An 11,070-nucleotide genomic window follows, 5' to 3' on the forward strand; every position below is an offset into this window, starting at 1 on the left:
AACTCTCCAGCGTAGCCTGCGACAAAAAATCAAACGGGCTGCGATGAACAATGACTATATGATGCAAATTCTCAAGTGCTTTTGTCAAGCATGATTGAGATGCTCTTACCCTGGTTCGCCAACTAGCTATCTAAATGCTGGCGGTCTTAATTTATACAAAGGAGAAAATGTTTCAAATAATAATCTCAAGAACAACGATCCAGTAACATGGCTTCAACTAGATCAACAAAACCCATTGGTATGGGAAAAATTAACTAAAATTTTCCAATTGGGAGTTGGAATGGTAAGTCCCGGAATCAGCGAACACGAATTTAACGTATACCTGGATAAACACAAAGATGTTGTCGATGATTATTTGAAAAATGTTTTCTATGAACTCCATCCTAAAGGATTCTATTTTCCTAAAGGTGAAGTCTCCACAAGTTCTACAGGTGATGATGACTGGATTCAAAAAGATGGCGATATTCAAGGGGGAGAACGCAACGATGTTCTACAAGGTGGAAATAACAATGATACATTAAGCGGTGACTCTGGCTTCGACTTTTTAGATGGTGGTGGAGGAACTGACACTGCTAGTTACTCCAGCAGCCCAATTGGAATTAAAGTTTGGGCAGATAAAGTTGCTGACAAATTTGATGTTTACACAGTTGAAGATGGCTTTGTTGTCAAAGGCGAAAAAACTGTAGACACTCTTGGCAACATCGAAATCATCAGCGGCTCAAATTTTGATGATGAAATGACTGGCGGTGACTACAGCGATATCTTCTACGGTCAAGGCGGAAACGACCTTTTTTGGGGACAAAAAGGAGACGATACATTCTACGGTGGCACTGGTAATGACACAGCTTACGGCCGCGATGACAATGATGACCTTCGAGGTGATGAAGGCAGCGACGATTTAAGAGGAGAAAACGGCAACGACTCTCTCTACGGCGGTCAAGATAACGACTTCCTCTACGGTGGCGATGGTGAAGACGAACTTCGCGGCGAACAAGGTGCCGATGACCTCCGAGGAGAAAATGGCAACGACTCTCTCTACGGCGGAACTGAAAATGATTCCTTGTACGGGGGCCAAGGTGAAGACAAACTCTACGGCGAAGAAGGAGACGATGACTTAAAAGGAGAAGAAAACAACGATTCTCTTTACGGCGGAACTGGCAAAGATACCCTCAATGGCGGCAGTGGAAATGACGACTTGCGAGGCGAAGAAGGCGATGATTTGTTACAAGGAGAAGCCGGAAACGACACTTTATATGGTGGCGACGACCAAGACCAACTTTATGGTGGATTAAATGCCGACTTACTCTACGGCGAAGCTGGCAACGACCAACTTTTTGGTGAAGATGGCGACGACATCCTAGACGGTGGTAGCGACAACGATATCCTCATCGGAGGCATCGGCGATGACAAACTCTACGGCCAAACTGGCAACGACATCATCCAAGGAAACATCGGCGAAGACTACGCCGAAGGTGGCAGCGGCCGCGACTTCATCCAAGGCAACGAAGGCAACGACATCCTCTACGGACAAGACGGCAGCGACACGGTAGAAGGCAACGCCGACGACGATTTCATCGATGGCGGCAACGGCCAAGACTTGCTTTTCGGCAATACCGGAGATGACGCAATTTACGGACAAGCCGGCAACGATGTCATCCAAGGCAACGAAAACAATGACTGGCTAGAAGGCGGCGACGGCCAAGACATCATTGATGGCGGGGCCGACGACGATGATATTTACGGACAAGCAGGGGAAGACAACCTTTTCGGCAGCCAAGGCCAAGACTACATTGATGGTGGTGACGGCAAAGATACCCTGTTTGGCGGCTTCGATGACGACGTACTTCTAGGCCAAGCCGGCGATGACACTCTCAACGGCAACGCTGGCAACGACGAATTATTTGGCGGTACTGGCAATGACTCGTTAATCGGAGAAATCGGCGATGATTTAATTGATGGGGGAGAAGGAGTCGATCTCGTTAATTACATCAATTCTCCCAGTGGCGTTATCGTTAATATTGACGAAAATAGCGACTACGACAACAACACCAACCAACGTTTCAAAGAATTCGTCACCGCAGTTAATCCCAGCGAATATTACACCGAACTCGAACGGGACTTTGAAATTGCGGCTGGTACTGGTAAAGACGGTTTTGGCACTACCGATGCTTTGAGAAACTTAGAAGACATCATCGGTACTCGCTTTGAAGATATCTTAATTGCCAACGAAAAAAATAACCGAATTTGGGCATTAGAAGGCAACGATTTATTAATTGGCAATGCCGGCAATGACTCATTTTACGGCGGAGAAGGCATCGACATTCTCAGCTACCGCCGCGACCCGAACGGCGTTACTGTGAATTTACAAACAGGCGATGCTATCGATGGTTGGGGAAATCAAGACAAAATTGCCGACATTGAAAACGTCGCCGGTTCTCGGCATGACGATAATATTACTGGCGACGATACCGTTAACGTTATCACTGGCGATGCTGGGAACGATCGCATTTACGGACTCGGTGGCCACGACCAACTCTACGGCGAATTCGGCAACGACCTAATCTACGGCGGCGAAGGCGGCGACAGCATCTACGGCAACCAAGACCGAGACACCCTATACGGTGAAGCCGGTCAAGACTACATCCGAGGTGGCGATGCCGACGACTTAATCTACGCCGGTAGCGATGACGACACCGTTGCCGGAGACGCCGGCTACGGCAACGACACAATTTTTGGCGAAACAGGCAAAGACTTACTCTACGGTGGCGCTGGCGACGACTTTGTGTACGGCGGCGAAGACCAAGACACCATGTACGGCGAAGGGGAAAACGACAAACTCTACGGACAAGGAGACACCGACCTAATCTACGGTGGCACAGGCGACGACGAACTCTCCGGCGGCGACGAGGCCGACACCCTAATCGGCGAAGCCGGCAACGACACTCTCGCAGGCGATGCAGGCGACGACACCCTAGACGCCGGAACAGGCAACGACTATCTCTACGGCGGTACCGGCAAAGACACCCTAAATGCCGGCCTCGGCAACGACCAACTTTACGGTGGCGACGATGCCGACATCCTCCTCGGCAAAGAAGGCGACGACAACCTGTTTGGCGAAGCGGGCGACGACACCCTCGATGCAGCAGAAGGCAACGATTCCCTCTACGGCGGCGATGGCAAAGATATTCTCGATGCCGGAATTGGCAATGACTATCTCTGGGGTGGTCAAGACGACGATACTTTATCAGCCCAAGCTGGCGATGACTACTTGTTTGGGGAAAACGGCGATGACATCCTTGATGCTGGCGAAGGCAACGATTCCCTCTACGGCGGCGACGGCAAAGATACCCTGTTCGGCGAAGCTGGCAACGATTTATTAGAAGGCGGTTTCGGCGACGACTCACTCTTAGCAGGCGAAGGCAACGATACCCTTCTCGGTCAAGCTGACAGCGACACTCTCTACGGCTTCGGTGGCGATGACATCCTGGAAGGCAACTCAGGAAAAGACCGACTTTTTGGGGAACTCGGCAACGATACTCTCAATGGCGGTACTGAAAACGATACCCTCGAAGGCGGCGACGGCAACGACATTCTCGACGGTGGCGAAAATAACGACAGTCTGTTCGGACAAGTCGGTGATGATACGGTTATCGGCAACCGTGGCGATGACATTGTTGACGGCGGTTCCGGCAATGATTTGCTTCAGGGTAATCAAGGGCGCGATCGAATTTTCGGTCAATCCGGCCTCGACACCCTCCTCGGTGGCGACGATAGCGACACTCTGTGGGGAGGCGATGACAGCGACAACTTGCTGGGAGAATCCGGCAGCGATAACCTGTTCGGCGGTTTCGGCAACGACCAACTCGACGGCGGCGAAGATAATGACAGTCTCTACGGGGAAGGTGGCGATGATACCCTAGCTGGCGGAACAGGCGACGATTTCGTAGATGGCGGCACCGAAAACGATACTCTCTCCGGCAACGACGGCCGTGACAAATTATACGGCCGCCAAGGCAACGACTTTTTAGAAGGCAATGCCGATAACGACCAACTGTGGGGTGGCGATAACGACGATACCCTGTTAGGACAAACTGGAGACGACCAACTGTGGGGTGAATCGGGCAATGACAGCCTTGATGGTGGCGAAGGGGTCGATCGACTTTTCGGTCAAATCGGCAAAGATACCCTCTCCGGTAACAATGGCGACGACTACCTAGAAGGTGGCGGAGACGATGATAGCTTGACAGGAGGTGAAGGAGTCGATCGCATTTACGGAAATGACGGCAACGACATCGCTGACGGCAACAGCGGCGACGACTACATCGACGGCGGCGCTAACAACGATACTTTAGCAGGGGGAGAAGGGCGCGATCGAATTTTAGGTCAATCTGGCAACGACAGCCTCGAAGGCAACGACGAGAACGACTTCATCGATGCAGGTACCGGAAATGACACCCTGTGGGGCAACGACGGCGACGACGAACTCTACGGCCGAGAAGACCAAGATTTCATTGATGGCGGCCGCGGCCGCGACCAAATCTACGGCGGAGATGCAGCCGACACCCTCCTCGGACAAACCGGAGAGGATAACATCGACGGTGGTTCCGGCGCCGACTCGATTCTCGGCGGCGACGGCAACGACAACATTTGGGCTCAAGCCGGCAACGACTTCATCAACGCCAACGCCGGCAACGACAACATTTGGGGCGACGAAGACGACGACCTGATTTTTGGAGAAGCAGGCGAAGACAAAATCGACGGCGGTTCCGGCTACGACACCATCGACGGCGGCGCAGGCAACGACGAACTGTTCGGCGGTACCGGCAACGACCAATTATTAGGAGGTGCCGGCAACGACAAAATTGACGGCAGCATCGACGACGACAAACTGTTCGGAGGTGCCGGCAACGACTTGATGTTTGGCAGTCAGGGGCAAGACACGATGTTAGGCGAAGTAGGGGAAGACACCCTCTACGGTGGCGACGAAACCGACATGATGGACGGCGGCGCCAGTAACGACATGGTTTTCGGGGACTCCGGCGATGACACCCTCACAGGCGATTCCGGCGACGACACCCTCACAGGTGGTGGTGGCAACGACTGGATGGGCGGAGGTAACGGCGACGACTTAATGTTCGGCGAATGCGAGGACGACACCATGCTGGGAGGTGCCGGTAAGGACACCCTTGACGGCGGTTGCGGCAACGACTTGCTAACCGGGGAAGCTGGCAGCGACTACCTGTTGGGCAACGAAGGCGATGACAGTCTCGACGGCGGCAGCAGCAATGACACCCTTGATGGCGGTAATGGCAACGACTTCTTAAATGGTGGCAGCGGCAACGACAGCCTTAACGGTAACGATGGCGATGACAGTCTCTACGGCGGCGAAGGTAACAACGTGCTCAAGGGCGGGAACGGCCAAGATTCGCTGATTGGAGGCAGTAGTTCCGACATATTTGTGCTAGCACCAAGTTCAGGACTTGATAACATTTTCTACTTCCAGGCCGATCGCGATTACTTCGGACTCTCACAAAACCTCACTTTTGACCAATTGCAAATCGTTCAAGGCGGCGAAAATTATACTAACGATGCTTTGATTAGCATCGCAGGCACCGGCGAACATTTAGCTTGGGTGAAAGATACTCAATTTAGTGCGATCGACAGTTCTCGGTTTATTTCCATTACCCCTGGAGCCCCGCTGCCTGGAGTTTTCAATACTCCCTCGGATATCGATCTTTTAACCGGCGAACCTGTTGATAGTGACGATGTTCTCAGTGCGATCGATAGCAGTTCTAACACTAGCTTATCCAGCACGACTACTGCATCAATTAGCCAGTCAAACAGCACGACTACCGCAGCAATTAGTCAGCCAAATACCACGACTACTGCACCAGCAAATATCACCTTGCAACCATTACCAACAGCGACTAATCCAGATAATTTGACAGTAACTTCTGCCAATACTATCCCCGACGATATCTTGTTGAATGGCGGTGCAATTCCCACCATGATTACCTTTAGTGAAACTGATGATGACATCCTCATCTACGACACTAACAGCTTGTTGGGTTCTCTAACCAGCGCTCAAACTCAGCCAATTATTCCTTTGAACGGCACGACTGTTAATAGTGCGATTTCCCCAATTGCTAATACTTCTGCCAATGACAACAGCCTCTTAATTACTCCGGCTGCAAGTCCCAGCAATCCACTAGCAAATAGCGATTTGACTGGCATTTCGACCTTGTAGTAATTGTAGGTTTGGTTGAGGGCGATCGAATACATTAAAAACCCGGTTTCTTGAAGAAACCGGGTTTTTATGGCTCTCCCGTAGTTATGGTGAGATGAAGTCTCCCTTTGCTTGTGGATGGTCGTAGCCTAAATTATGGAGTATTTCATGCACTAGGATTGTTAGACCACCGACTACGCGCTTATTACACACCTACATACGGTAGAGGTACTTGGTTATGCAATGAGCTGCACCAAGATTCGCCGCAAAGGGATGGAAATTTGGAAGCATTTCAACGCTGTATCCCAACGATTCCCAAATTTCTTTGTTTTTCTGGTCTGTTAGAGAAAGCTTTGACCATTGATCGTGTCCATAGGTTGGTAGCCAAACTTTTTTTGGTGTGTCTTGAATAATTACATTATTTCCAGTTGCAAAATACCAATAACGCACCTTATCAATATCATCATCGTCATATGCCATTGGCATTGGGTTCCGAATTACCTCAAACTCGATTTCGGACAAACTTGAGGCAATATCATCAAAAACATCTTGCATTGCACCCTCTGGCAGCGGTTCGCCAAGAATACTAGCAGCCATAGCCGGATCAGCAACTAAAACACGATATTTACCACTATCACTACGCCCTGCAAGACTAATAAACATATCAATGTGAAACAAAGGTTGGACAGTACCTTTGTTGTTACCAAAGTAAAGAATTTCTTGCCAAGACTCCCCATTTATTGTAATTGGTCTTACTCTTTGTGAAGGAACAGGAAGTCTAGAGCCAACAACAATCAGCTTTCTACTTTTATCAAGATAATTGCCGTATACACGAGCAATAGCCTTCGCGTCAGATTCTCCAGGTGCTGGAATGACAAATCCAAGATCAAGGGAGTTTTCAGGATAATCTGCACCGATGAACCAAAAATCATCACCGATTAGGATATTTCCCCCTTGAAAGTAAAGCTGAACTTGTGTGCTTTCAAGGTTGGTTTTTGTAGCAACACGATCGGCTATATAAGCATCGTCAGCACGGTTAAAGCTTGCAGGTTCGACAAAATATTTTTCATTATCCAGCTTGTCATCACAAACGCAGTAAGCATCCTGTGCCCAGACGGTGAACCTTGTAGTGTTGTCAGTTGTGACAATTTCAGTTCTCTCAGTAATCCCAAATTCCTCTGTCCATTGAGTCAGCCGATCTTGAGATATTTCGTTGATGAGAATTAAAAATTTCGTATTCGTAGGTAAAGTCTGAAGGATGCGACGAAATGCGTCAGCATATTTTTGTATGAGTGAGGTTTCGTCAGGAGAATTCTCTGGAAAGAAGACCCACGATGGAATTGTCAGTAAAATCTGCTCAATCTGACCATGAAGGCTCGATATGAGTCGAGGTTGGTCAAGCCGCTTCAATCGCTCTTCGGCTTCCAGCAAAGAAAAGAAACGTGCTCTAGATCGAAAAGCTTGAGTTACCGCAAAGTCATCCTTTTTGAAACGGGGTGGAACGAGCTTTGTTTTAGCGTAGCCATTGACAAGTAATGGAGGAACGGATGCCTTATTCATATTTGTATTTTCCCTCTCTGTCAACTGTAGTTGATTGCTGATCAATTAAATTCTCTAAAGCTATGGGTCTATCCGGAGAAATATGCACATTTGCTTGCGTCCTAACAAAGGATAAAGGTGGTCTAACTTATAATTGTCCCGCAATTACAGTACAATACTCTTTCCGATCGACTGATCCGGAGCATCTGCGGTTTAACTCTGAACAGTCTGAACTCCTTTTGCTCAGCCTTGACTCAAAAAATAAACCACCCCGATCGCCCTGCTGATGAGAAAAAGTGACATGATTTTGTAAACTTACGTAAATTACCTCTATCGATTTAAGCTTTGAGATTTGAGATTTTGGAATTAACCTCACCGATCGCCAAATCCTTACATAATTTCATCAAAAATTACCTCCTCTGAAAAATCTTATTGCTCGAATGGCTCTACCAGAATTGCCTCTAAAATATAACGTGTAAGGATGGTATATCTAGGGCTGTCGCTCGAAAATAATTTCCTCATATAATTGCTCGATCGGCAAACTTAGATTGATACTTTGAAACTCAACCCGTTCGCCCTCCCGATAGCTCAAAATCACCCATTCACCAGCATCATTTTTATGATAAATATCGATAGCCACCTCATCAGAACTTGCTAATACATAATCGATAAGATTGGGGTTGCGGCGATACTTTTCAAACTTCTTCCCTCGATCGTAAGCTTCGGTGCTATCCGATAAAACCTCCACAATTAAGCAGGGATAAGTAATATAGATAGCATTTTCTCGATCTCGATTATCGCAAGTAACACTCACATCTGGATACGTATAGTTAGGAGTATTAAGAATGTTAACCTTTAAGTCTGAGTTAAAAACATTACAATTACTTCCCCGCAGATGAGATCTAATCGATAACAAGAAATTTATAGCGATCGCACTATGATTTTGAGTGCCACCACTCATTGCATAAACCCGACCATCGATCAGTTCGTGTTTTTCTAGCTGCTTTTCTTCCCAACTAAAATACTCTTCCGGTGTAAAGTGCCGATCGTTATCTCGTGCTGCTATCATCACAATACTCCCTTAATCAAAAGTTAATAATACCAACTCACAACTCGATAAAAAGTGACACTATCTGGTAAACTTACGTAAGTTACCTCGATCGATTTGAGCTTGGAGATGTGAGATTTACGATCCTCTTTTATTTTCCTAGCAATTGTCGAACTTGTGCCAAGCCAACATCGCCTGGAATGGATTGGACTGTGCTACTATCTATCTCGGCAATGCGGTCTTGAGCTTTCTGTACGCCCTCGTTCAAAACATCTCGATCGATCTGTTATGTCATGCTTTCTAGGATCTTGTCGAGGAGGATAGCCTTGGCGGTATCAGGTAGGGCAGTTTCTTCGGAAATAAGCTGGTCTAGGGTTAGCATTGGATGATTTTGCTCCCAGGAAACGATCTGAATTATAACAATTTTTACGGGAAGATTTACCAGCAAATCGCTGTCAATCTCGTAATCACAAGTTTCAATGTCGATCGAAATAATTTTGCCAATATTTTCCTGAGTTTCTATTTTGGGACGAATTTGATTCTCGTAAATTGCTTTTCCGCGTTGGACAATTTCTCGATCGTCTAGATTAGCATGAGACATAAAGCACCATCCATCACCGACGTGTTTTAGAACAAACGGACTTTTATTTTACACCAATCCATCACGGCACCAAGAGAAGCTGCTACGTTGTAACCAATGCGAATTCCAAATAATCGAGCATTTGGATGTCTTTCATTGACACTATTTGATGCGTGCAAGCCATTTTTGTCAATTTCGTAATCACCAGTCTCAATATCGATGATTACCATCTTACCAATATTTTCTCATGAGTGCCCAGAAACCGAGTTTTTTGCGAATAGTGGTAGGGTGCGTCAGTTGCGAAATTATGAATCATCACCAAAAATATAATTCTGACGCACCTTGAGTTTTGTGTGGTGCGTCAGCTATTAGATTTTTAGTTTAAACCGAAAATAATCATAGCTGACACACCCTACTAATAACTTTTGTGGAACGGGCATCTTGCCCGTTTCTGAAAAATGTAAAATGTTGTTACAAGTAACTTGACACCAGTGACTAAATCCATTTCCCACTGACTATAATTGGAAAAAAATCATTTGTTAGGGGAAATTCCATGCAGAAACTAACTAGAATTTTATTCACTACAGCCTTAACCCTAAGTATCCTGTGTTCCCCCACAGCAGCTTTCGCTAAAGCCAAAATTCAGATAGCCATCCTGTTAGATTCTAGTAATAGCATGGATGGATTGATTGACCAGACTCGTACTCAACTTTGGCAAATTGTTAATTTTTTAACTAAAGTAACCAAAGATGGCGAAGTGCCAGAGTTAGAGGTTGCCCTTTACCATTATGGTAATGACACTTTACCTTCTTCGGAAGGTTTTGTCAGATTATTAACTGGGTTTACTTCTGAATTAGATTTAGTTTCCGAAAAACTATTTAGTATCAAAACCAACGGCGGTCAAGAATATGCTGGCTGGGTAATTCGTTCAGCAATGCAAGAATTAAACTGGAGTAAAAATCAGGAAGACTTTCGCGTGATTTTTATTGCGGGTAATGAACCATTCGATCAAGGCCCAATAGTTTGGAATCAATCGGTCAATCTCGCTGTCAAAGGAGATACTCTCGTTAATACAATTTACTGTGGTTCAGCCGAAAGTCAGGAGCGAAGACTTTGGGCATCAGGATCAGAGTTAGCAAAAGGCAGTAGCTTCAATATTAATCAAAACCAACAAATTGTGGTAATTAAGTCCCCTTACGACGACGAAATTTCTACTTGGAATACTAAACTCAATCAAACCTACATTCCCTACGGTAGAGAAGGAAGAATAGGACAACAACGTCAGGCTGTTGAAGATAGTAATTCTGGCACCAATTTTGCTTCGCGTAGTGCGTCCAAAGCTTCTGAATACTATGATAATGCTTCTTGGGACTTACTCGATGCTCTCGAAAACGGAACAGTTAAACTAGAGGCCATATCAGATGATAGTTTACCAGAAATCATGCGAGGGATGACGCTAACCGAAAAAAGAGCATATGTAGCTGGAAAGAAAACCGAAAGAGAGGCGATTAAAAAGACGATCCGCGACTTATCTCAAAAGCGTACAGCATATATTGAACAACAGCGCCAATCTAGTACCAATAGTGGTGAAAATACTCTCGATCGCGTGATGATTCAGAGTCTCCGCCAGCAATTAGCCGCTAAAGGATTTAAGCTTAATTAAAAGAACGCAGACGA

General features: G+C 46.6%; 6 protein-coding genes. 2 read left to right on the forward strand and 4 right to left on the reverse strand.

Annotated elements, in window-relative coordinates; genetic code table 11:
- Nucleotides 1-280: 280 nt before the first annotated feature.
- A complete protein-coding gene (locus NDI35_RS18065) occupies nucleotides 281-6,247 on the forward strand; it encodes a calcium-binding protein (protein WP_445313943.1) in 5,967 nt (1,988 codons plus the stop codon).
- Nucleotides 6,248-6,439: 192 nt separating this feature from the next.
- Here NDI35_RS18065 and NDI35_RS18070 read toward each other — a convergent pair whose 3' ends face one another.
- The 4 genes from NDI35_RS18070 to NDI35_RS18085 form a co-directional block, all read right to left on the reverse strand.
- Nucleotides 6,440-7,786, reverse strand: a complete 1,347-nt coding sequence (locus NDI35_RS18070) for a hypothetical protein (RefSeq protein ID WP_445313944.1) — start codon at nucleotides 7,784-7,786, stop codon at nucleotides 6,440-6,442.
- A 469-nt stretch (nucleotides 7,787-8,255) separates the two neighbouring features.
- A complete protein-coding gene (locus NDI35_RS18075) occupies nucleotides 8,256-8,834 on the reverse strand; it encodes a Uma2 family endonuclease (RefSeq protein WP_445313945.1) in 579 nt (192 codons plus the stop codon).
- A 265-nt stretch (nucleotides 8,835-9,099) separates the two neighbouring features.
- Nucleotides 9,100-9,414: a hypothetical protein gene (locus tag NDI35_RS18080; RefSeq protein ID WP_445313946.1), complete on the reverse strand. Its 315-nt coding sequence runs from the start codon at nucleotides 9,412-9,414 to the stop codon at nucleotides 9,100-9,102.
- 26 nt (nucleotides 9,415-9,440) lie between these two features.
- Entirely contained in the window at nucleotides 9,441-9,623 is a 183-nt protein-coding gene (locus NDI35_RS18085) for a hypothetical protein (RefSeq protein WP_445313947.1), read from the reverse strand.
- Nucleotides 9,624-10,069: 446 nt separating this feature from the next.
- On the opposite strand from NDI35_RS18085, the gene NDI35_RS18090 reads away from it, so the two are divergent.
- Nucleotides 10,070-11,056: a hypothetical protein gene (locus NDI35_RS18090; protein ID WP_445313948.1), complete on the forward strand. Its 987-nt coding sequence runs from the start codon at nucleotides 10,070-10,072 to the stop codon at nucleotides 11,054-11,056.
- The last annotated feature ends 14 nt before the right edge of the window (nucleotides 11,057-11,070 follow it).

Source organism: Microcoleus vaginatus FACHB-2002, assembly GCF_040004035.1.
In the GTDB taxonomy this organism is placed as follows: domain Bacteria; phylum Cyanobacteriota; class Cyanobacteriia; order Cyanobacteriales; family Microcoleaceae; genus Microcoleus; species Microcoleus vaginatus_C.

Excerpts from the sequence above, each read along its gene's own strand:
- NDI35_RS18065 (WP_445313943.1), top strand. The coding sequence starts at position 281 with ATGGTAAGTCCCGGAATCAGCGAACACGAATTTAACGTATACCTGGAT.
- NDI35_RS18070 (WP_445313944.1), bottom strand. The coding sequence starts at position 7,786 with ATGAATAAGGCATCCGTTCCTCCATTACTTGTCAATGGCTACGCTAAA.
- NDI35_RS18075 (WP_445313945.1), bottom strand. The coding sequence starts at position 8,834 with ATGATAGCAGCACGAGATAACGATCGGCACTTTACACCGGAAGAGTAT.
- NDI35_RS18080 (WP_445313946.1), bottom strand. The coding sequence starts at position 9,414 with ATGTCTCATGCTAATCTAGACGATCGAGAAATTGTCCAACGCGGAAAA.
- NDI35_RS18085 (WP_445313947.1), bottom strand. The coding sequence starts at position 9,623 with ATGGTAATCATCGATATTGAGACTGGTGATTACGAAATTGACAAAAAT.
- NDI35_RS18090 (WP_445313948.1), top strand. The coding sequence starts at position 10,070 with ATGGATGGATTGATTGACCAGACTCGTACTCAACTTTGGCAAATTGTT.